At 45.8% G+C, this 21,192-nt stretch carries 18 protein-coding genes; 8 read left to right on the top strand and 10 right to left on the bottom strand.

What is annotated here, in order from left to right; all coding sequences use genetic code 11:
- Positions 1 to 218: 218 nt before the first annotated feature.
- The gene (locus tag ACTRWF_RS10895) at positions 219 to 842 is read right to left on the bottom strand and encodes an RraA family protein (RefSeq protein ID WP_020746731.1); all 624 of its coding nucleotides are present in this window, start codon (positions 840 to 842) and stop codon (positions 219 to 221) included.
- Between the two features lie 263 nt (positions 843 to 1,105).
- On the opposite strand from ACTRWF_RS10895, the gene ACTRWF_RS10890 reads away from it, so the two are divergent.
- Positions 1,106 to 3,172: a M13-type metalloendopeptidase gene (locus ACTRWF_RS10890; RefSeq protein WP_462835546.1), complete on the top strand. Its 2,067-nt coding sequence runs from the start codon at positions 1,106 to 1,108 to the stop codon at positions 3,170 to 3,172.
- Between the two features lie 180 nt (positions 3,173 to 3,352).
- Here the strand turns inward: ACTRWF_RS10890 and ACTRWF_RS10885 are convergent, their stop codons facing one another.
- From ACTRWF_RS10885 to ACTRWF_RS10870, 4 genes are all read right to left on the bottom strand, one after another.
- Positions 3,353 to 3,751, bottom strand: a complete 399-nt coding sequence (locus ACTRWF_RS10885; protein WP_333970959.1) for an ACT domain-containing protein — start codon at positions 3,749 to 3,751, stop codon at positions 3,353 to 3,355.
- A 35-nt stretch (positions 3,752 to 3,786) separates the two neighbouring features.
- On the bottom strand, positions 3,787 to 5,166 hold the full coding sequence (gene dbpA, locus ACTRWF_RS10880) for an ATP-dependent RNA helicase DbpA (protein ID WP_023559949.1): 1,380 nt from the start codon (positions 5,164 to 5,166) through the stop codon (positions 3,787 to 3,789).
- Between the two features lie 120 nt (positions 5,167 to 5,286).
- Positions 5,287 to 6,333, bottom strand: coding sequence for a dihydroorotase (pyrC, locus tag ACTRWF_RS10875; RefSeq protein ID WP_015068316.1), 1,047 nt, complete (start codon positions 6,331 to 6,333; stop codon positions 5,287 to 5,289).
- A gap of 96 nt (positions 6,334 to 6,429) precedes the next feature.
- Entirely contained in the window at positions 6,430 to 6,972 is a 543-nt protein-coding gene (locus ACTRWF_RS10870; RefSeq protein WP_462835545.1) for a lipocalin family protein, read from the bottom strand.
- A 253-nt stretch (positions 6,973 to 7,225) separates the two neighbouring features.
- On the opposite strand from ACTRWF_RS10870, the gene ACTRWF_RS10865 reads away from it, so the two are divergent.
- Positions 7,226 to 8,176 (top strand): aldo/keto reductase, encoded by a 951-nt coding sequence (locus tag ACTRWF_RS10865; RefSeq protein WP_020744446.1) that lies wholly within the window; start codon positions 7,226 to 7,228, stop codon positions 8,174 to 8,176.
- 30 nt (positions 8,177 to 8,206) lie between these two features.
- The gene (gene gloA2, locus ACTRWF_RS10860; RefSeq protein WP_015068319.1) at positions 8,207 to 8,590 is read left to right on the top strand and encodes an SMU1112c/YaeR family gloxylase I-like metalloprotein; all 384 of its coding nucleotides are present in this window, start codon (positions 8,207 to 8,209) and stop codon (positions 8,588 to 8,590) included.
- Positions 8,591 to 8,689: 99 nt separating this feature from the next.
- On the opposite strand, the gene ACTRWF_RS10855 is transcribed toward gloA2, so the two are convergent.
- The gene (locus ACTRWF_RS10855; protein ID WP_462835544.1) at positions 8,690 to 9,505 is read right to left on the bottom strand and encodes a mechanosensitive ion channel domain-containing protein; all 816 of its coding nucleotides are present in this window, start codon (positions 9,503 to 9,505) and stop codon (positions 8,690 to 8,692) included.
- Between the two features lie 141 nt (positions 9,506 to 9,646).
- The gene (locus ACTRWF_RS10850; protein ID WP_020744448.1) at positions 9,647 to 10,864 is read right to left on the bottom strand and encodes an MFS transporter; all 1,218 of its coding nucleotides are present in this window, start codon (positions 10,862 to 10,864) and stop codon (positions 9,647 to 9,649) included.
- Positions 10,865 to 11,163: 299 nt separating this feature from the next.
- Between ACTRWF_RS10850 and ACTRWF_RS10845 the strand changes: the two genes are divergently transcribed.
- On the top strand, positions 11,164 to 13,113 hold the full coding sequence (locus tag ACTRWF_RS10845; protein WP_023559950.1) for an alpha-amylase family glycosyl hydrolase: 1,950 nt from the start codon (positions 11,164 to 11,166) through the stop codon (positions 13,111 to 13,113).
- 274 nt (positions 13,114 to 13,387) lie between these two features.
- Complete coding sequence (locus ACTRWF_RS10840) at positions 13,388 to 13,717, top strand: hypothetical protein (RefSeq protein ID WP_232363315.1); 330 nt, start codon at positions 13,388 to 13,390, stop codon at positions 13,715 to 13,717.
- A 78-nt stretch (positions 13,718 to 13,795) separates the two neighbouring features.
- Here the strand turns inward: ACTRWF_RS10840 and folE are convergent, their stop codons facing one another.
- Positions 13,796 to 14,479, bottom strand: coding sequence for a GTP cyclohydrolase I FolE (gene folE, locus ACTRWF_RS10835; protein WP_020744451.1), 684 nt, complete (start codon positions 14,477 to 14,479; stop codon positions 13,796 to 13,798).
- 163 nt (positions 14,480 to 14,642) lie between these two features.
- Between folE and folM the strand changes: the two genes are divergently transcribed.
- The 3 genes from folM (at position 14,643) to ACTRWF_RS10820 (ending at position 17,433) form a co-directional block, all read left to right on the top strand.
- Positions 14,643 to 15,350 (top strand): dihydromonapterin reductase, encoded by a 708-nt coding sequence (gene folM / locus ACTRWF_RS10830; RefSeq protein ID WP_462835543.1) that lies wholly within the window; start codon positions 14,643 to 14,645, stop codon positions 15,348 to 15,350.
- A 138-nt stretch (positions 15,351 to 15,488) separates the two neighbouring features.
- A complete protein-coding gene (locus ACTRWF_RS10825) occupies positions 15,489 to 16,553 on the top strand; it encodes an agmatine deiminase family protein (RefSeq protein ID WP_071952914.1) in 1,065 nt (354 codons plus the stop codon).
- Positions 16,540 to 17,433, top strand: coding sequence for a carbon-nitrogen hydrolase (locus ACTRWF_RS10820; protein ID WP_015068327.1), 894 nt, complete (start codon positions 16,540 to 16,542; stop codon positions 17,431 to 17,433). The genes ACTRWF_RS10825 and ACTRWF_RS10820 overlap by 14 nt, the downstream gene beginning before the upstream one ends.
- 159 nt (positions 17,434 to 17,592) lie before the next feature.
- Here ACTRWF_RS10820 and pdeM read toward each other — a convergent pair whose 3' ends face one another.
- The gene (gene pdeM / locus ACTRWF_RS10815) at positions 17,593 to 18,297 is read right to left on the bottom strand and encodes a ligase-associated DNA damage response endonuclease PdeM (RefSeq protein ID WP_462835542.1); all 705 of its coding nucleotides are present in this window, start codon (positions 18,295 to 18,297) and stop codon (positions 17,593 to 17,595) included.
- A gap of 184 nt (positions 18,298 to 18,481) precedes the next feature.
- Positions 18,482 to 21,088, bottom strand: coding sequence for a ligase-associated DNA damage response DEXH box helicase (locus ACTRWF_RS10810; protein ID WP_462835541.1), 2,607 nt, complete (start codon positions 21,086 to 21,088; stop codon positions 18,482 to 18,484).
- Positions 21,089 to 21,192 lie beyond the last annotated feature (104 nt).

Here is a 21,192-nt window from a genome sequence, read left to right as displayed (position 1 = left end):
CGTATGCCCCAAAATGCTGGGTCACAATTCTACACGATATAAGGGAAGGTGTTGAACTTTGCGGCGTATTTCACCGCAAAGCCGGTTTAAAATCGCTTAATATTTATCGATATTGCAAGAACTCCGCGATAAAAAAGTTTTGCATCGGCCCATTTTACGCTGCACGCCCCATACGGATAAAGGCGGACAACGTGGCAAAAGGCTAACTAGGGTTTAATTCAGTCTTCATAACCCAGCTTAGCAAGAATACTTTCTACTTTTTCTGAATGTTCGGCTTGCCATTGTTCAAGAGACATTGCGCTATCTTTGTCTGCGCGTTGTCTTGCTATTTCAAACGCGCCAAGTGCTTCTGCCTGCGGTATAACCGCAATCCCCTCTTCATCTGCAACAATAATATCTCCCCCTTCCACGGTTACGCCACCGCAAGATATTGTCTGATTAAGTGGCGAGATACATTTTTTCGCTCCCGGCTTAGGCACAACACCGCGGGCAAAAACAGGAAACGCATTGTCCCGTGTTTCAGCAATATCGCGAATGACGCCATCAATAACAAAACCTTTTATTCCGCGCGATTGCGCAATAGCACATACATTACCACCGGCCACAGCAAATTCATCGTCGGCTTCCACCACAATAATATCACCAGGACTTGCGCGATAGATGGCCGCATGCAGCATAAGGTGATCACCGGGCTCACACTTTACGGTGAATGCCGGCCCTGCAATGCGAGGCATATCTTCCCACAAAGGTTTTATCGCGTAATGCATGAACTGATTCCTTGGCAGCGCGTCGGCGTACTCGCAAGGTGATACGCTATCAAAAGGGGTATTGTGTAACTCCATAGCCGATCCTTGAATGTTGTGATGAGGACAGAACAAAAGCACTATAGCGAATTTAGCCTTACAAGTTGTTACAAGCTGTGTATTTTCACTATAAACACTTTTTCTATTACCACCGCCATGCTAAAAGTTAGCGAGAAAAAACAAAAAGCGTGTCCGTATCACTTTTGCTTTTCAGCAGAAGAAATAAAACGGGTTTCATCACACGCTAAGAACAATAAGCAGCGTTAATAACTGCTCAATAGAATTAAAAAAGGAAGCCCCATATGTTACGTAGCGTTTTAAGCTTAAGCGTGGCACTGGCCTTAACAGCTTGTAGCCCACAAAATTCATCAACAGAACAACAGTCACAAAGCGCGGCCACTGAAGAAGCCCAACAACAGCTTTCATCAGGTGTCATAAAAGAGAATATGGACCTGTCTGTTGACCCAGGTGATGACTTTTTCCGCTACGTAAACGGCAAGTGGTTTGATAATTTTGAAATACCAGCAGATAAATCTAGCTATGGCGCGTTCGTTATTCTTCGCGACGAAGCGCAAGATCACGTTATGGATATCATTAAGTCCTCGGCCGAAGGCGACTTTAAAGCCGGAAGCGATGAGCAAAAAGTGGGTGACTTTTACCGTGCTTATATGGACATGGAAACGCGTAATGAGCTGGGTACCACGCCCCTTAAGCCAGAGCTTGCAAAAATAGACACCATTGAAGACTACACAGATTTGGCTGAATATTTTGCCTATGCGGCACGCTATGGATATGGTACACCCTTTAGCCTTACCCAGTACCCAGACCTTAAATCGCCAAAAGAATATCTAATGTATACATGGCAATCGGGCTTAGGGCTGCCCGAACGTGAGTACTATTTTAACGATGATGAATCATCACAAACTATCCGTGATGCCTACGTTAAACATATCCAAACCATGTTTGAATTAGCCGGTTTCGAAGCGCCTAAAGAAAGCGCTGATATGCTTTTCGCACTTGAGACTAAAATAGCTCAACTGCACATGAAAAAAGAGCAAGCCCGTAACTTTGCCGCCAACTACAATAAGCTAACCATTGAAGAGCTAAAAGCATTAATGCCTAAGTTCGACTGGGACGCTTATCTTACCGAAGCTGACGTTAGCGACATTCCTTCATTAGGTATCTTGCAAAAAGACTATATGCAAAACATTGATGGTGTTATTGCAGAAACGTCGCTAGAAGATTGGAAGACCTTCCTTAAATGGGGCCTATTGAATGCTTCGGCCGGTCGCCTAAGCGCTGAATTAGATGAAGCAAACTTCAACTTTTACAGCAAAGTACTTCGCGGCGTAGAAGAACAGCAGCCACAGTGGCGCCGAGCGGTGAGTCTATCAAATGCCCACGTGGGCGAGCTTATTGGTAAGGTTTATGTGAAGCAGCATTTTCCACCAGCCGCGAAAGAACGCATGATGGAAATGGTAAATAACCTGATCTTGGCGTACAAAGAAAGTATTGAAAACCTTGACTGGATGACGGATGAAACCCGTGCCCAAGCCTTAGATAAGCTATCTAAGTTTACCGTAAAAATTGGTTACCCAGACCAGTGGAGAGATTATTCAGCCCTTACGGTTAAAGCCGGCGACTTGTTCGGAAACCTTAAGCGTTCTTCAGACGTACTTTACGAAGAAATGCTTAAGAAACAAGGCGGACCAGTGTGGACCCATGAATGGGGAATGACACCGCAAACGGTTAATGCTTACTACAACCCGCCGCTAAACGAGATTGTATTTCCAGCCGCTATCCTTCAACCTCCGTTTTTCGATATGAACGCCGAAGATGCCGTTAACTACGGCGGTATTGGCGCGGTTATTGGTCACGAAATTGGTCACGGCTTCGACGATTCAGGCTCAACGTTCGACGGTGATGGCGTACTTAGAAACTGGTGGACTGATGAAGATCGCGGCGAGTTTGAAGCACGCACAGCAAACTTGGTTGAACAGTACAACCAATTTGAAGTTTTGCCTGATTTACACGTAAACGGTGAATATACGCTCGGTGAAAACATTGGTGACCTTGGCGGTATCAGTATCGCTTTAAAAGCTTATCATTTGTCGCTTGATGGTGAAGAAGCCCCTGAACTAGACGGCTTCACTGGCGACCAGCGTGTTTTCATTGGTTATGGACAAGTGTGGGCCAGCAAATACCGTGAGGAAGCCTTGCGCAGCCAAGTACAAACCGATACCCATTCACCTACGAAGTTCCGCACTAACGGTGCAGTGCGCAACGTACCTGAATTCTACGAAGCGTTTAACGTGACCGAAGACGATGCGTTGTATTTACCACCGGAAGAACGCGTGAAAATTTGGTAACTCGAGCTGATTGAGTAGCGCACATAAAACACGATAGCTAAAGCCCCACGTTTGGTTCACCAAACTGGGGCTTTTTTTGTTGGGTAACGATAATCAAGTAGTAATAATTTACTGCGGCGCACGATACTGCTCAATGCCAACGCTTATTCATGCATTTTCACTGGCCAAGAGCCTGCGGCATTAATGAGACAATGAGGCTAAGACCTCAAGCGCTAAATCAACGTTTTCGAAAGGCACAAAAATGTGGTCGTGGTAATAAGCGGCTACCACATTGGCACTAATCCCCGCTTTTCCCAACGCCGAAGACATCGCTGCTGTCATCCCTACGGCTTCTAAACTTGAGTGCACTTCACAGGTTATACACCGATAACACCCTTCAAATTGCAGTTCCGCTTGCTTAGCTGCAGCTAACGGCAAGATAAGCGTAGTGCCCTCTCGTTCTTGAAACATGCCCTTCGCCGCTGAAACAAGCGTATTGGTCAACGTGTTAGCTGGTAAGGTCGTGAAAACATAATTTTCACTACTCGCTACAGGGTTTAAGTTTTTCAATAACACAGTCAAGTCTGTTTCAGCGACCATAAGCACCTTGCCTTTTTAAAGTTGCCCTGCAGTCTTTAAAGCTTTCTTGCTCTAATACGCTTTCCTTTAATTTTGCCCTCTCTGAACTGCGTCATGGCTTTTTTCACGCTTCGCGTTTTCACCGCTACAAAACTCATGCTGTTCTGAACTTTAATTTTACCTAGGTCATCGCCGGGAATACCCGCATCTTTGGTCAACGCTCCGACTAAGTCACCAGGACGAAGCTTTTCTTTTTTACCGGCACTCAATGAAATACAAGTAAACTCGGGCTGGGTAATTTTGTTTTTATGAAAGCGTAGACTTTGCGCCCCTTTTAGCGGAATATCACTTTCCTGTAGCACTTCTATTTTTCTTAGGAAATGCTCCTCTTCCTCACTTACCAGCGTTATGGCCATGCCTTTCGCCCCAGCTCGCGCTGTACGTCCTATACGGTGAATATGGGTTTCGGGCTCTTCGCTTACAGTGTAATTGATAACACAGGCAACATCGTCGATATCTAGTCCGCGAGCGGCTACATCGGTGGCAACTAGCACTTGCAGTGAGTCGCTGGCAAACTGCATTAACACTGAGGTTCTTTGGTGCTGCTCCATATCTCCCTGAAGCCCTTTAGCGCTAAAACCGTCTTCTATCAGTTCATCAACTACGTCATTTACCTGCGTTTTACGATTACAGAAAACAATGGCATTTTTAGGCTGATATTCCGTTAACACCGCTTTTAGTGCCTGCGTGCGGGTATGAGGCAGTACGTTGTATCCCAGCTGAGTGATGGCAGGCTTATTCTCTTGAGACTCAACTTTGCAGGTTACCGGATTGTGCAGATATTGCTTAGCCACACGCTCTATTTGTTCAGTGAAAGTGGCAGAAAACAGCAGGGTTTGCACCTGCTTTGGCGTTTGACCAAAGATAATGCGTAGGTCATCCTCAAAGCCCATATCTAACATGCGATCGGCTTCATCTAACACACGCAGTTTTACATTACGCAAATCTATACGGCGTTTTTCAACGTGATCCATTACGCGACCCGGCGTACCTACAATAATATGAGGACTATGTTTGAGAGACTGAATCTGCGGCCCCATCGGCTGACCACCACACAAGGTTGTCACCTTGATGTTACCTATATCTTTCGCCGCAGAGCGACACTGCTGCGCGACTTGTTCTGCAAGCTCACGAGTTGGGCACAACATTATCGCCTGAGTTGAGAAGTCATTAACTTCAATTTTTTCAAGCGCGGGGATCACGAAACAAAGCGTTTTACCACTCCCGGTTTGCGCTTGACCAATCACATCTTTGCCCTGTAGAGCGTCGGGAAGCGATTGGGCTTGAATAGGAGAAAGCTGGTGAATGCCTTGTGAGTCCAATGCCTTTGTGATGGCGGGATTTATATCTAATTGCTTTACTGTTTCAACTGTCATTAATTTGGGTTCCAAAGGTGCACTTCATCCTGTTCGGTATGATGAACCTAGCGGTGTGGGTATAAAAGAGGGTTTATGCCCTAGTGGAGAGGTTCCCTAGGGCACGTGAAAAGACCAGAACTATGCTTGAAATGCCTTTTCTAATTTCCATTGTAGGGTTTGCCCCGCAAAAAATGGAACCATTTCGGTGCCATCAGCTAAGGTTACTTGTTCAGGCACTGTCCACGATTCTTTAACTAACGTCATTGTAGTCGTATTTCGCGCTAAACCATAAAAATCTGCGCCATAATGGCTCGCAAAACCTTCTAACTTATCTATTGCGCCTAGTTGCTCAAACACTTCGGCATAAAGCTCAATGGCCGACCATGCGCTGTAACAGCCTGCACACCCGCAAGCATTCTCTTTTTTGTGCTTCGCGTGCGGCGCTGAATCTGTACCTAAAAAGAATTTTTTATTGCCGCTTGCCACCATGTCGCGCAGCGCTTGTTGATGGGTATTGCGCTTAAGCACAGGTAAGCAGTAATTGTGCGGGCGTACGCCGCCAACTAATAAGTCGTTGCGATTTAAAAGCAAATGCTGTGGTGTAATGGTTGCCCCCACATACTCGCTCGCACCCGCCACAAAGCCTGCTGCGTCAGCCGTTGTAATATGCTCAAACACCACTTTCAGCTTCGGGAATGCCTCAACAATAGGCGCTAAATGCGTATCGATAAACACTTTCTCACGGTCAAAAATATCAATGTGATGTTCGGTCACTTCACCGTGAATAAGTAACAACAAGCCTTGTTCTTGCATGGCTTGAAACACAGGGTATAAAGCCTGAATACCTTTTACAGCGGCATCTGAGTTTGTGGTGGCGCCTGCTGGATAAAGCTTACACGCGGTAACGCCTGCCTGTTTTGCATCAATAATATCCTGCGGCGTGGTTTGATTCGTAAGAAACAGCGTCATAAGTGGCTCAAAGCTGCTCCCGTTTGGACGAGCCGCTTCAATACGCGACTTATAAGCCATTGCCATTTCGGCATTGACCACCGGCGGTACAAGGTTTGGCATAACAATAGCGCGCTGAAAACAACGCGCAGTCGCAGGGACCGTCTCTGCCAGCATTTCGTTATCGCGAAAGTGAAGGTGCCAGTCATCTGGCGTAGTAATGGTGAGGGTTTGCATGCCGAGTCTCTCTTAGTACCTAATCAAACAGCGTCTATGCGCGCAATAATAACACAATTAACTTATTGCGCGCAGAACAACTCGACTGAAAAAGCGCTATGCGTCTACTTGCCCATGCTCTACCCATATCAGCTTGCTTACGTCATATCCAGCCGCCGTGGCTTTCTCTAGTAGCTGAGCGCGAACGTTCTTCGATATTGAAGGCGTGCGCGCTAAAATCCACAAGTAATCTTTGTCAGGCCCAGTTATCAGTGCGTACTGATAGTCTTCTTTGTCTAGTTCCATAATGACGTAACTGGCGTAAAAGGGGCCAAAAAACGACACTTTAAGGTGCCCCGTTGAAGCTGACTCTACAAAGTATGCTTTGCCCTCGGCTTCATCCCATGTGCCGGCTTCTTTTGAATACCCACGATTGATAACCTTAACGCCCCCGTCGTCGCGCATGCTATAGGTTGCAGTGACTTCTGTTAATCCTTCTTCAAAGCTATGGTCAAACCGGGCTATTTCATACCATTCCCCCAGATACCGAGGTAGTTCGAAGCCTTGAATGGGTTTAACTTTATCAGGTACGCCTGTGCACCCCGATAAGCCGGCAAGCAAAACGCTCATTAAGAGGCCAACACCGATTTTCTTAAACATACACACTCTCCACTACGATATAATACGGTTATAAACTGATAACGCTAAATTACCTGTTGTGATCTAAAACAATTTTACCGCACCATAAACACTTAGGTTAGCTGTCGAAGTACGAAATAAACTCATCTAATCTCGCTTCTATTATGGGATAGCCCATATTACATTGCCTGATATATTGGCAATGAGTGAATGCGGGTACTAAGTGAACTTAACGTCTTATCCACTTGCTGCCGTCTTACAAGGAGAAGAACAAATGAATGAACATTTCCCACATGCAAGCCGCTTGATTTATGGATGCATGGGCTTAGGGGGCGGTTGGAATAATTCGCCAGTTACTGAAGCCGATATTACACAAGCACGCTCGGTCATAGACACGGTTTTAGACCTCAACATCAACGTTTTTGACCACGCCGACATTTATACATTTGGAAAAGCAGAAATCGCTTTTGGCGAAGCGTTAAAAGCTGCACCTAGTTTAAGAGATAACATGATTATCCAATCTAAGTGTGCAATACGTTTTGACGATGATTTGGGACCAAAGCGCTACGATTTTTCGGCCAACCATATCCATAACTCTGTAGAGGGTATTCTTACCCGGCTTGGCATTGAGCAATTAGATACGTTGCTACTTCACCGCCCAGACCCTCTTATGGAATTAGAAGAGGTGGCGGGTACACTTCAGCTACTTCAACAACAAGGGAAGATTAAGCACGTGGGCGTTTCGAACATGCACGGACACCAGATTAACTACCTTCAGTCTGCGCTCTCTACCCCTATTGTTGCCAATCAATTAGAGATGAGCCTTGGCTTTAGAGATTGGCTTGAGGATGGCATTACCACCAACAGCGCTGCTAACCGTAACACGGGTTATGCGCCAGGGACACTTGAGTACTGCATGCTGAATAACGTACAACTTCAAGCATGGGGGAGTTTAGCCCAAGGAAAGTACACAGGTGCAAAGACAGAAAACAGCGAAGAACGTGCAACCGCTGACCTTGTTGCTCAGCTTGCAAGTGAATACCAAACGACGGCCGAAGCAATTGTCTTATCGTGGCTTATGCGACACCCTGCGAACATTGCGCCGGTTTTAGGCAGTACCAATATCGAAAGAATTAAGGCGAGCCAAAAAGCCGTAGATGTTCATCTTAGCCGCGAACACTGGTACAAATTATTTGAAGTAGCGCGCGGACAAGAGATGCCGTAAATCTAAATACGCACATAAAGGATAAAAAATATGTTAAAAGGCTTTCACCATGTGGCCGTAATATGTAGCGACTATCCCCGCTCGAAAGCGTTTTACACCGACGTACTTGGCTTTACGGTAATTGATGAAAATTATCGAGAAGCCAGGCAGTCTTATAAGTGCGACCTTGCATTACCTGACGGTAGTCAGATTGAACTATTTTCGTTCCCTGATGCGCCTAAAAGACCATCTCGCCCCGAGGCTCAGGGTTTAAGACACCTCGCGTTTAAAGTCGATGCGCTTGATGAAGTGATTCATCAACTAACGAGTAAAGGGGTGGAATGTGAGCCCGTACGCACGGACGAATATACCCAAAAGCGCTTTACGTTTTTCCAGGACCCGGACGGTCTGCCATTAGAGCTTTACGAACTTTAAGTGGCTACAGGTAGAGGTAATAAAATGCCGAAAAACATCAACTGTTCATTCGGCACTTTATTAATGATTGAACGCGTTTAACGCGCGGTTAATACGAAACTAGTCGAGCATTCTCACTTCTCGCTGCGGGAATGGAATATCTATACCGTGCTGTTGCAGCGCATTAAAGACGGCCCGATTTAACGCATAACGGACTTCAAAATGTCTCACTGCGGGCGCCCATACCCGCACTCCGAAGTTAATACTGCTATCGCCAAAATTATCTACGCCTATTGCCGGTGATTTTTCTTCACTAATGCCTTCTACTTGTTCAACAGCGGCGCGAATTACCTTTATGACATCATCTACATTGCTTGAATATGCTACGCCAATCTCAAGCTCTATCAGCATGTTTTCTGCCGAGTTGTGAAGAATCTCTCCCACAATTAATTTGTTGGGAATTTGAATGTGCACGTTATCTTCATCGATAAGGATGGTATAGGGCAGCATGACTTGGTCGACCACGCCTGCAACACCGCGAACCCGAATGGTATCTCCAATAACGAAGGGACGGGTAATAATAATGGTAAAGCCCGCAGCGTAGTTTGCTAGCATGCCTTGAATGGCTAATCCCGCGCCTAAACCGATAGCACCTAATGCGGCGATGAGCGGCGTTACACTGATCCCCACATTGCCAAGTGCAATTATGATAACGATACCCAATACCGCCAACTTGCACACCCCGCCGGTAAAACGGCTTAGCGTGACGTCGATATTTCTATTGACCATCAGGTTTTCAACCACATGGCCTATTTTATTAGCTACCCACCAGCCAATAAGAAAAATGATGATGGCACCCACAATTTGAAAACTGTAGGTCACGGCAAATTCTACCAGGGTGTCGTAGAGTGCCTGCGCTTGTTTTAATTCATCCATTGAGCGTTATTACGAATGTGAGATGTGAATATTTGAAGCTTAAACAACAACGTGGGGAAAAACCAGTGCCGGTAGCAAGACCGGCACGTGTAAATGTAGGGCTGATAAGCCGATTAAGAAAGGTGTTAGCTAATAGTGAATTTAATTAGCGTATTCGCTTGCTTCAATCTCAGCCAGACGCTCTTTCGTCGGGTTTTTAACATAGTTGTATACCAACCCAACAAATAGCAGCGCAGCAAAGCCTGTTGCCACCATGAATCCGTATTTAGCATCTCCGCCATTCGCGTCACTTACCAAGCCCATGATGAAGGGCCCTGCCGCTGCGCCCGCAGCAGTAAAGAACAAAATTACGCCTGCGACACTACCGTGTTGATGCTTAGGGAAACAGCTTATTCCTTTGGAATTAAAGGTGGGGTAAATAACCGACATAAAGATACCCGTTAGTGGGAATAAGAATAACGCTAGCTGTTTGCCGCCCCATAGCCCTAAACCAAAGCACAATACTATCGCCCCAGTAAATAACATAAGAACCAGTGACCAGTTAAAGTGAGACATCATCCAAATGCCCACAAATCGCCCCGCCGCTCTAAGAATAAAAAAGGCAGTGACTGAATATATTGCCAAGGTTTGTGAGAAACCTTCTGTGTAACAATCGTAAGTTGCTTTCAATGTGGTGGCATCACACACAAGATAGCTTGGCATCCACACATAAATTGCACTTTCCGCCGCAACATACAAAAACGCTCCTATCGAAAAACCTAATGCATAGGGGTTTTTTACCAACTTAAGGCTTTGGGCAATCGATACTTTTTTCTCGCCCGACTCTGTGTGTCGAGAATAGTCGGGGTATTTAACAAGTAAAGCGCCAATAATAAGTACCGTACAAACGCCACCTGCAATCACATAAAGCCACTGCCACGCTACGCCTTGGTGGATAAGATAAGCAACGATAAGTGGACCAATAATCGCACCTACACCAAAAAATGCCTCGGCTCCATTCATTGTTGCAGTATGTTGTTTAGTGGATGAAGATATATCACCAATTAATGCAAGGGCGCCGGTTTTAAATATGCCAACGGCAACGCCAGAAAGGCTCATTAAACTAACAATTAGCATGAAGTCATTAGCAATTAGGAAGCTATAACAAGCAAGCCCAAAAAGCGCGAGGCCTATAATAATGGTCGGTTTACGTCCTAACTTGTCAGCTAGAAAGCCTAGGAACAGCCCAGACAATGCTATACCCAGCATTGGTAAAGAGTGCATTAAGCTGGCCTGTGCATTGGTGACAGAAAAAGCCACTTTCACTTCTTTAATAATCTCACCTACAGAATCTGACGTCATGGCAAACATCATAAACATTAGGTAGGTCAACCATCTGATAATTCTGCTACTAGGATCATGATTGGGCATAGTCTGTCTCACAAATGCTGTGTTAGAGGTTTTACTTAACCTCGCTAAACTTCTTAAAAATACATCAGCTACCGCTAGTATTCATTAGGCTTAAGATGTAAACAGCTTGATAATTAATCTCATGGTTAATGTTGACAAGCAATCTTAAACGATTAAGATAAAAGTTAACAGAATTTAAATACCCTGTAAACCCGTTAATTTGGATAGGTTGATTTGACGTACATTTTCGTCACACTTTGGAGTTATCTATGAGCTATGCTGCTGACAGTGGTGTATGTTTAGACCGCATCTTGGCATCGACCGATTTATCTGCGCTGACAAAGAAAGATGCGGCTACGTTTACGCGACGTTTGAAGGCCCACTTCCCTCGCCTTTTCGAGAAGTATACTTTTGTTTATGGCCATCAGTACGACTGCTATTTTCATTTACAAAAGCTTGTCGAATTATTAAGAGACGGGCTAAAAAGTCGAAAGCCTGCGCTTAAGGCGCTAGACAGTCAGCGTTTAAAAACGCCCTTGTGGTATCGCGATGAAGAGCAAGTAGGCATGGCCTGTTATGTCGACTTAATGGGCCCCACGCTAAACGACCTGCATGAGAAAATTCCATACTTCAAAGCGCTCGGTGTAACCTACGTACATCTAATGCCTTTGTACGATGCGCCTAAAGGTGACAGTGATGGCGGCTATGCGGTGTCGGATTATCGCAAAGTAAACCCAAGTCTCGGTACGGTTAAAGATTTAGAGAAGCTTACCGCGGCCCTTCAAAAAGAAGGGATTAACGTGGTACTAGATTTTGTGTTTAACCACACGTCAGACGAACACGCCTGGGCGAAAGCAGCACTATCTGGCGATAAGCAGTATCAAGACTACTACTACCTGTTCGACGACAGAAGCATCCCCGACCAGTACGAACACACCTTAAGAGAAATTTTCCCTCAGGTGAGAAGAGGCAGCTTTACTTTCAATGAGGCAATGGAAAAGTGGGTGTGGACAACGTTTAACAGCTTTCAATGGGACTTAAATTACAGTAATCCTGAAGTGTTCAATGCCATCACATCGGAAATGCTTTTTCTTGCGAATTTAGGGTGTGCCGCCTTACGTTTAGATGCTTTGGCGTTTATTTGGAAAGAGATGGGCACTAACTGTGAAAACCAAGAAAAAGCGCACGTGCTTATTCAAGCGTTTAACTGCTGTTTGCAAATTGTAGCACCGGCCGTGGTATTTAAGTCGGAAGCCATTGTTCATCCCGACGAGGTACTTAAGTACATTGATAAAGACGAATGTCAACTGTCCTATAACCCGTTATTAATGGCTTTGCTTTGGAACTCGCTGGCAACGCGTAAAACGCGTTTGCTTACAAATTCAATGAAGAAGAGTTTTGCTATTTCAGATGACTGCACCTGGGTTAACTATGTGCGTTGTCATGACGATATTGGATGGACATTCGATGACGCAGTGGCTAGCGAATTAGGTATAAACTCCTTTGACCACCGCTACTTCCTCAATCAGTTTTACACAGGCCGGTTTGAAGGCAGCTTTGCTAACGGTGTGCCTTTCGCAGAAAACCCGTCAAACGGCGACTGCCGGGTTTGTGGCTCGTTAGCATCGCTATGTGGTTTAGAGGGGGCGATAGAAGCCAACGACCCACAGGCTATTGACGAGGCAGTAAAGCGGATGCTGTTACTTTACGGTATTACGTTCAGTATTGGTGGTATTCCATTGCTTTACTCAAGTGATGAAATTGCAAAGCTTAACGATTACAGCTACCGACTCGACGAGACGAAAAGTCACGATGACAGATGGGTAAATCGCATTGCCGTTCATAGCGAAGATACAGCCTTAGCTTTAGGCACAACGACGCCTGAGAACGAAGCTCAAACTGCTAGCCTTCAAGTGTTTGAAGGGCTGAAGCAAATGATTGCTATACGCAAGCAACATGCTATTTTCGGCCAGTCAAAAACGCACATATTAGATACGGATAATCAACATTGTTTTGCGTTTTTACGAGAAAATACAGAAGGACAAAAGCTACTTGTCATCTGTAATTTCAGTGAACATCCACAATCGTTGCACCGCAGCCTTTTGGCAACACTTAAACAATCAGCAAGTAAAGACTTGCTAACTGACGAGACCGTTGATATGGAGTCTTCACCGCTCGAACTCGCACCTTATCAACAAATGTGGTTGCAGCCTGTCTAATATTCTTAATAATACGCTCAGTTGATTGCTGGCATTATCCAGTAATTGACTGAGTTATCCCATTGCAGACACATTTTATTTCCCCTTCCATCAATAACTTAACGAATACCCCTTTTTTTCACAGGCAATAGAAGAAATTCACACTATACTTTTGGATAATAGAAGTAAGTTTTCGCACGCTGAATAGGTGATGCTTAGATTGAAACCCGCTTAAAGCAAAAGGAGCAACAAAGCAGCGAAAAAAGGAGTAATACCGTTTGCTCTGGTTTGGTTCTTGCAGTCTTCTGTTTTTGCTATTTATGACAACGAAAGACTAAGACTACCGCTAGTGGAAGACGCAACGGCGTTCGGATTATGTCATATGGATATGTTTATCATGGTAACGGATAAAACAATGGAAAGTGATCGCACTTTGGAATATATGTGCCCCTACTGTGGCGCTATTAATAATTTTCAATTAAATTGCGTTCGAGATATGTATCACGAGCAGCATGAATCATGTAGCTGCTGCAAAAAAATGCTAAGCCTCACCCCTGCCGATGGAATAGGAGGCAGCATTAACCTTATCGTCGATGAGTCGGATATTGAGAATGTAATAAAGTGAACGTCTCTTCTTATGGGGCTTAGAAATAAAAAAACCGCTGAATCCAGCGGTTTTTTTAATGTTAGCAACAAATGTTTGTTAACGGAAAAACTCTCGTTTAAGTTCACTGTCCGTTAAGAAGCGGCCACCTAATGCAGACGTTTTGGTATATGAATTGGTATCACGGATCCCTCTCGCTTTTACGCAATAGTGGGTCGCATTAATACTTACGGCCACATCGTCGGTATTCGTCAATGTCTGCAATGCTACTAACACTTGCTGTGTTAAGCGTTCTTGCACCTGAGGACGCTGAGCAAAGAAACCCACTAACCGATTTATTTTCGAAAGGCCAATAACCGTGTCTTTCGGAATATAAGATACCGTGGCCGTACCATCGATAGTTACAAAGTGATGCTCGCACGTGCTTGTAAGGCTAATGTCAGAGACCTGTACAGGCTGGTCGATCTGCATTTTGTTTTCAATTGCCGTGATCTTAGGAAATCTGCGATAATCCAACCCGCCAAAGATCTCATTAACGTACATTTTCGCTATGCGCGTTGGTGTATCACATAAGCTGTCGTCCGTTAAATCAAGGCCAAGCGTGTCCATTACATCACGCATAGCACTTTCTATGCGCTTACGTTTTTGCTCGTCTGAAAGGCCGTTGGCAACCATTGGGGTTTCTAAACCTTTGGCTTCTAATGCTTCTCGTACACGTTGCGCTGGCTCTGATATAGAGGGGTCTAGTGCATCGCGCACAATTACCGCTTCTTTTGCTAACATTGCTTTATCCGTTGTTACTGCTTTTTTTGAACTGATACGCCTTAATATTCGTAAAAGTTCGGTTATACGACAACATGACTTTTATTTAATGTTGTTGCTACCTTACGTGCTTCTAGCACAGAATAATAAAACTGATACCTTTTAAAAAAAGAAGGACATTATCTTGAACTCACCCGTCTTAATCACAGGCGCTAGTCAACGTCTTGGCCTAGCCATGGCCGACAGTTTACTTGAACAAGGCCATCACGTTGTGGTGACGTACAGAACTCCCCGCTCAAGTATTACGATGCTTGAGGATAAAGGCGCTACAGTTTTACAGGCTGATTTTAGCACTGAGGCGGCTATTGATCGAGCAATTGATGAGATTAAGGCAATCAGTAAAACCTATCGAGGCGTTATACACAACGCGTCAGATTGGGCCCAAGAAAAAGACAGTAGCGATAAACACAGTTTAATAGAGCGTATGATGATGGTTCATGCTATTGCGCCTTATCGAATAAATCTGGCTTTAGAAGCCGCATTATGTTCATGCGAAGGCCAAGCCGACATTATTCATATGACCGACTATGTGCAAGAAACCGGCAGCGAAAAGCATATGGCCTATGCCGCTAGCAAAGCCGCACTGCATAACCTTACCCTTTCATTTACGAAAAAATTAGCACCGCAGGTGAAAGTTAACAGTATCGCTCCCGCTCTGCTCATGTTCAATGAAGGCGATGACGACGCCTACAAGGAAAAAGCGCTGAAAAAATCACTGCTTGAAATAGTACCCGGCGCGAAAGAGGCGGTGAAAGCCATGAACTACTTGTTCGACAGTGACTATATAACGGGGCAGACGCTACACCTAAACGGTGGCAGGCATTTAAAATAAAATTGTCGATGCCCTTATGCGCAACAAGCGCTATCACTAATCGTCACCGCCAATTAATTTCATCACCATTTGCCTTGGTCTCGTGCTTGCCCATAGCTATAATCCGCACTTTATTTTGACGTGAATTGGAATTTTACTATGCAGGGTAACCGCACTATGGCGCCTGAATGGCATGATATCGACGCTGTTATGTTGGCATGGCCACATGCGCACACCGACTGGGCGCCGTGGTTAGAAGAAGCACGGGCTACCTACCTTAACGTGATTGCGGCGGTAAATCGCAATAGCGCTGGCGTGATATTGTTGTGTGCACCTGATGATGTAGACAGCCTTGTATCTCGTTTACCTGAAAATGCACAAGTGCTTATTGTTCCTGCGTCGTACAACGACACGTGGATGCGCGACTACGGCTTTATTACTTGCAAAGACCGTGATGGTAATGGCTCGCCAGTAGAGTTTCGCTTTAATGGCTGGGGTAATAAGTTCAATGCATCAGAAGATAACCTAGCCAATCAACGTTATTTGGCCGCCATGTGTAAATCTGTGCTTCGCAGTAGCCCTGTCGTGGCCGAAGGTGGCGCTTTGGAAATTGACGAAGATGGCCATTTGCTGAGTACCGCACAGTGCTTACTTAACCCTGAACGAAATGGCGATATGTCGTTAGGTGCCTATGAAGATGCGTTTAAAGATATGCTAGGCTGCAGCAAAGTAACTGTTTTACAAAATGGACATTTAGAAGGGGATGACACCGACGGCCATATAGACACCATCGTGCGTTTTACCCCTAACAAAGGCTTAGTCATTCAGGCGTGTAACAATCGCCCTAACGATAGTCACTTTGAAGGGTTAAAGGCTTTATGTGATGAGTGTGCGCTTGAACTGCCTGAGCATAAGCAGTTTCATTTACCGCTGCCTTATATCGTAAATGATGAAGGTGATCGCCTGCCGGCATCGTATGCTAATTACTTAATTTGCAATAAATCTATTTTGTTACCGGTATACGGTGAAGAAGAAGACGCCGAAGCGATTGAAACGGTGCAGCAAGCGCACCCTGACCATATTGTTGAACCAATTGATTGCAGCGTACTCGTAAGACAATACGGTAGCTTGCATTGTATTTCCATGCAGGTACCCACAAATACGTTAAAAGATTCGATTATCACTACCCTAAAGAAAGGAGTGTCATTACATGCGCCCAGCTAAGCTAAAAGTTGGACTGGTACAACAGTCTGTTGCTGATAACGACAAAGCAACGAACTGGAATAAAAGTGCCGAGCAAATTGCCAAATTAGCGGCTGAAGGCTGCGAGTGTATTCTTCTTCAAGAGCTGCACAGCACCCTGTATTTTTGCCAACAAGAAGATACCGACGCCTTTGATTTGGCTGAGCCAATTCCAGGCCCAGCGACAGATTTTTTCGGTGAACTAGCTGAAAAACACAATATTGTGTTGGTGACGTCGCTTTTTGAAAAACGCGGTTCTGGTTTGTATCACAATACCGCTGTGGTGTTCGACCGCAGTAAAGAAATTGCGGGCAAATACCGTAAAATGCATATTCCTGATGACCCGGGCTTTTACGAGAAGTTTTACTTCACACCGGGCGATATGGGCTTCACGCCTATTGAGACCAGCGTAGGTAAGCTTGGCGTATTGGTGTGTTGGGACCAGTGGTATCCAGAAGCGGCACGCCTGATGGCGATGGCAGGCGCAGATTTATTGTTCTACCCTACCGCTATTGGCTGGGATTTAACTGACACAGAAGAAGAGCGTACCCGTCAACACGGTGCATGGGAAACCATTCAGCGTTCTCACGCTGTGGCAAACTCAGTGCCGGTTATCGTGGCAAACCGCACTGGTTTTGAAGCATCGCCTGTTGAAGGTGACCCGGGCATTCAATTCTGGGGGCAAAGCTTTGTCGCAGGTCCACAAGGCGAGATTTTGGCAAAAGCCGAAGCTGAAGGTGAAACCACGCTAACCGTAGAGCTTGATATGGAACGTACCGAGCAAGTTAAGCGCATTTGGCCTTACTTCCGCGACCGCCGTATAGACGCCTACGACGAACTAACCAAGCGCTGGCGCGACTAACCTAAATTCTGGGGGGCAGAGTACTTTTTAGACTCAATCTAGACAGCACGCTCTCCCCCGCAAGCGCCGCCCGAACTGTTGCAGAAGGTGTCGGTTCACTTTCTTGAACTCAAGCTGTCGTGGCTGATATGTACTCTGACCCCGTAATTTGCGGTGGGCTTACACTTTGAAGATGATGTTGTCGTAAAGCATAAAAACGTGACGCAAACGCTTGGGCAATAGCGTTAGCATGACGTCTTCGTCGATGTCTAAGCCCCCAGTGAATTGACCGAAGGCTGGCATCACAAATAAGCTCTCACTATTGGTAAAGCATTTGCCTGAATAACGACGGCGAGCAATGGTTGTTCGTTTTTTGGGGTGGTAATGGCCAATAACCTGTGCGCGCTGTTCACCCTCTTCCGGTTCGTGTCGAAACACCATGCCATCTAGCACTATTTCAAAACATGGCGTCCCCGGAATGCCGTCGGGTAAATCCGGGTCATGATTACCTTCCACCCACATCCACTCGTTCACATTATCAACTAGTCTGCATAAGTGCTGACGGTCCTCAGTGGTCATGCGCGACAGGCTGTGTTTATCGTGAAAACTGTCACCTAAGCTGATTACCTTCGATGGCTTATAATCATCGATGATGCTCTCTAGACGCGTTAACGTGGCAGTGGAATCTAAACTCGGCAATGGGTTCGCATAGCTGCGTAAATAACTGCCTTTTTCTAAATGTAGATCGGATACCACCAGCCAATCACATGCGGGTAAGTACGCCACACCGCGCGCGTCTAACAGCCACAAGTAGTCTGCATATTTTGTAATAGTGATATGGCGCTGGCTTACTTTTTCGGTCAGCCATGCATCGCTTATTGCCAAAATTTCCTCTTTTGATCTTTGTTTGTGAGTTTTTATTACTGGTTTGAAGCTGCTCGTTCATTTAGCGGGATGAGGCTTCGAGCTTCCGCATTCTGACCGCTCTTATTGGTTGTGCAAGATGACAGGTGTTAACTGCGTTGCCAAGATATGAAAGCGAAGCTTAATGGTCGTGTTTATCTCTACCTTAGTCGACGCTAGCCCCTGATAGCAATGCACGAACTTCATCTAACATAGTTTCAGCTTCGGCATATAAATTAGCTTGCTCAATAATAGCCTGCGCCCCTGCGCCTTTCACTTGTTCGCTACGTACATCTAGTACAATGGGTATGGCCATAGGCGACGGTTTTTCAAGGTTCACTAACGTCGCTGAATCTACGTAGCGAATAAGTAAATTAGCGAGTCGTCGTAAATCCAGTAGCTCACCCTCTGCATCAGCTCGGGCCACTTTAAGTAAAATGTGGTCGCGGTCGTGTTCTCGCAAGGTATCGTAAATAAGGTCGGTAGAAAACGTTACCTGCTTCATGGTTTTTTGGCTGGCGTGATAACGCTGCTCTGTCAGGCCGCTTACCACCGCCACTTGCCTAAAAGAGCGCTTGAGCATAGGTGCTTGTAGCATCCAATCTTCTAATTCATCACCTAAAATATCAGGCTGAAATAGCTGCTGCAGCTGTACTTGATTAATAGCATTTACCGATGCCACCGACAAGCCATAATCAGTCACGCTGAAGCTTAAAGGTTTAACCCCCATTTTTTCCATTCGCCGCGTTAGCAACATACCTAATGTTTGGTTCGCTTTGCGACCGTCGAAGGTGTAGTACAAGGTGTAGTGCGCCTGCCTAAATGGAAACTGCTCCACCAGCACCTTTTCAGGGCTAGGTAACTGAGAAAACGCCTGCTGAAGTTCAAGCCATTCTTGAACTTGCGCGGGTAGTGCTTTCCATGACTTCTGAGTAGCCAGAATTGCCCGTACGCCTTCCGCCAAATAGGTAGATAGCGGCATTTGGCCACCCGCGTAGCTGGGTATTTTTGGCTCTTTGGCTTTAGCCGGCTTCGCATGAAGCTGCATGTCGCGAATAGCTTCAAAGCGCAGCACTTCTCCGCCAAAATAAAAGGTGTCTCCCGGCGTTAATTGCTGAGCGAAATACTCTTCTACTTCACCAATGATCTTACCTTGGTTTCCCCTACGAATACGCTTTACTTTAAGTCGCCCCGCTTCAACAATAGTACCTATGTTCTGCCTGTGCCGTTGAATAACGCGGCGATTAGCTGGCGAGAAAGTGCCATCGTCGTTTTTTGTTAAACGCTGATACCGCTCATAAGCATTAAGGGCACTACCGCCGTCTTGGGTAAACTGCCATAGCTTATCGAAATCATCTCTATCTAGCCCTTGATAAGGCGTCGCGGTAAGTATCTCCTGGTACAAGGTATCAGGGCTATCAGCTTTGCTACACAAACAGTTCAAGATGAATTGTGGAATAATATCTAGTGCGCCCGGCTGTGGGCTTTCACCATCTAGCTCGCCTTTTTCAATAGCGGTGATTGCTGCTTGGCATTCCAGCGCTTCAAAGCGATTTGCGGGTACTAGTAGCGCTTCGCTCGGTTCGTCGAGCCTGTGGTTAGCCCGCCCTATTCTTTGCAGCAGCCTGCTCACGCCTTTCGGCGCGCCTACTTGAATGACTTTGTCGACGTCCCCCCAGTCGATACCGAGCTCTAGCGCCGAGGTACATACAATGGCCCGCAGCATACCGCTGGCCATCATGGCTTCGGTTTTGCGGCGCTGCTCTTTGCTCAAGCTGCCGTGATACAGCGCAATGGGCAGCGCTGCTTTATTTGCCTCCCACAGCATTTGAAAGAGAAGTTCTGACTGGGCACGCGTATTTACAAAAACCAATGTGGTTTGGGCATTTTCAATAGCTTGGTAGATATCGTCGATAGCATAGCGTGCCATAAATCCGCCAAAGGGCATGCGTGCTTTGGAATGCAGCATCTCTACTTTTGGCTTCTCCCCCGCTTTTACTTTGATGATATTGGCAACACTGTCACTGCCAGCCAGCCACGCGCCCAACGTTTCGGGAAAGGCTACAGTGGCAGACAGACCAATGCGTTTACAATGGGGAGAGAATACGCTTAATCGGGCAAGGGCTAACGATAAAAAGTCACCGCGCTTGTTTGCCATTAAGCTATGGGTTTCGTCGATAATAACCCGTTTGAGTTTACCAAATAGTTTGTCAGCATCGGCGTAGCTCAACATGAGCATGAGCGATTCAGGGGTAGTGAGCAGGATGTTTGGCGGCTTTTTACGTTGACGCTGGCGCTTGTGCGAAGGCGTATCGCCAGTACGTGTTTCTGCCGTTATCGGGAGCGCCATTTCTTCAATGGGCTGTAACAAATTACGATGGATATCTTGCGTGAGTGCTTTAAGTGGCGAGATGTAAAGGGTATGTAGGCCGTTGAAACCACCCTTTTCTTTTCCTTTCTTTGCCTGCCTATCTGTAGCCTTTGTTTCGACGTGTTCGTCAGTTTCTCTCGAGCCAGAAAGCTGTCTCGTTTCAGAGACCTCAATTGGCGCCCCGTCTTCTACCGTCTCGGCAAGCTCACTCATACCATATGTCTCAGCAAGTTCGATTAGGCTAGGCAAAAAGCCGGACAGGGTTTTGCCCGCCCCTGTTGGCGCTATTAATAATGTACAGTCGTGCTGGTCTTTTTCTGTCAGCATGGTTTGCTGATAGTCGCGTAATTGCCAGCCCTTTTGCTTAAACCATTTCGAAAAGGCCGCGGGAAGTGATGTCATTTACAGTTCTTGTTCACATTTTTAGCGTTTATACGACCAACCCTTAGTTAGGTTTACTCATGATATCTTTAGTTTTTAGCATTTGAGCGGCGTTAAGTGGTCGT

This window comes from Alteromonas sp. G5_S2_22_S1, from assembly GCF_054968525.1.
Note: the sequence above shows the minus strand (reverse complement) of the source record. Positions and strands in the feature narration are given on the sequence as shown.